This is a genomic window from Streptomyces xingningensis, assembly GCF_054957865.1.
This window is the reverse complement of record NZ_JBDJPF010000159.1, coordinates 1-1,398: the sequence shown is the minus strand read 5'-3', so window position 1 is coordinate 1,398 and position 1,398 is coordinate 1. Positions and strand designations below refer to the sequence as shown.

At 65.4% G+C, this 1,398-nt stretch carries 2 protein-coding genes; both read right to left on the bottom strand.

Features of this window, described 5'->3' with window-relative positions:
* The coding region (locus ABCR83_RS32610) for a beta-ketoacyl synthase N-terminal-like domain-containing protein (RefSeq protein WP_462698882.1) at positions 1-714 on the bottom strand (714 nt) is incomplete at its 3' end.
* Between the two features lie 73 nt (positions 715-787).
* The coding region (locus ABCR83_RS32605; protein ID WP_462698881.1) for an acyl carrier protein at positions 788-1,398 on the bottom strand (611 nt) is incomplete at its 5' end.

Sequence of the window (1,398 nt, the reverse complement as noted above, 5' to 3'; positions counted from 1 at the left end):
GCCCGGCGTGGCCATCACCGTGGCCCCGCCCGCCAGGGCCAGCGAGCACTCGCCCGACCGCAGCGCCTGGCATGCCAGGTGAATCGCCACCAGGGACGAGGAACACGCCGTATCCACCGTTACCGCGGGTCCTTCGAGCCCCAATGTGTAGGCGACCCGGCCGGAGATGACGCTGCCGAGGTTGCCGGTGCCGATATAGCCCTCGACCTCGCTGGCCGTCTGACTGATGAGCGTCAGATAGTCGTGCGCACTCACACCCGCGAAGACCCCGGTGTCGCTGCCCTTGAGCGTGTCCAGGGCGATACCGGCGTGCTCCACGGCCTCCCAGGCGGTCTGCAGGAGCAGTCGTTGCTGGGGGTCCATGGCCAGGGCTTCGCGTGGGCTGATGCCGAAGAACGCGGCATCGAACTCCCCGGCATCGTAAAGGAATCCACCCTCGCGCACATAACTGGTGCCCGGATGCTCGGGGTCGGGGTTGTATAGCGCCTCCAGGTCCCAGCCCCGGTTTTCTGGAAAGCCGGAAATTGCATCGCCACCCTCGTCGACGAGACTCCACAGCGCTTCGGGAGATCGCGCTCCGCCGGGATAACGGCATGCCATTCCCACGATGGCCACCGGCTCCGTCGATTCCATGTCGCGCAGCCGTTGGCGGGTCTCGCGGAGTTCCGCGGTGACCCACTTGAGGTGATCGAGAAGCTTCTCCTCGTTCGACATCTAACCCAGGCTCCTTGACGCTACATGGATGATCAAAATCGGGGTTATCGGTGTCGGTCTCACAACTCCCCGGCTAGGACTTTCCGAACTCGGTGGAGATGAGCTCGAAGATGTCGTCCGCGGTGGCGTCCTCGAGAGTGCGGTGAGCGGATTCGGGGTGGTCGGGATCCTCCGCCGTATCACTCCATTTGGCCGTCAGCACCTTCAACCGCGCGGCGATCCTCCGGCGTGCCGCCTCGTCCAACTCGGTCGGCGGATGCCCCGAGTCCCACTTGTCCAGTGCCGACAGGATGCTGCCCTCGTTCGCGGTGTCCCCGCCGGCGAGTTGCCCGTGCAGCAGTGTGGCGAGCGCCTCCGGCGTGGGGTAGTCGAAGACGACCGTGGTGGGGAGGGAAAGCCCGGTCGTGTTGTTGAGCTGGTTGCGGAGCTGCACGGCGGTGAGGGAGTCGAAGCCGAGTTCCTGGAACGGTTTCGCAGCCGGGATGTCCTCGGGGGAGCGGCCGAGTGTGGCGGCGGCATGGGTTCTGACGTGATCGAGCAGAAAGGTGTGTTTCTGTGCTGGCCGGATTCCGGCGAGTTCCTTGAGAAACGCGTTTGTGTCCGCGGAGGAGGCCGGTTCCGCTGTCCCCTGCTGGTTTTCTGGTAGGTCGGTGAGGAGTGGGCTGGGGCGTTGTGCGGTGAAGG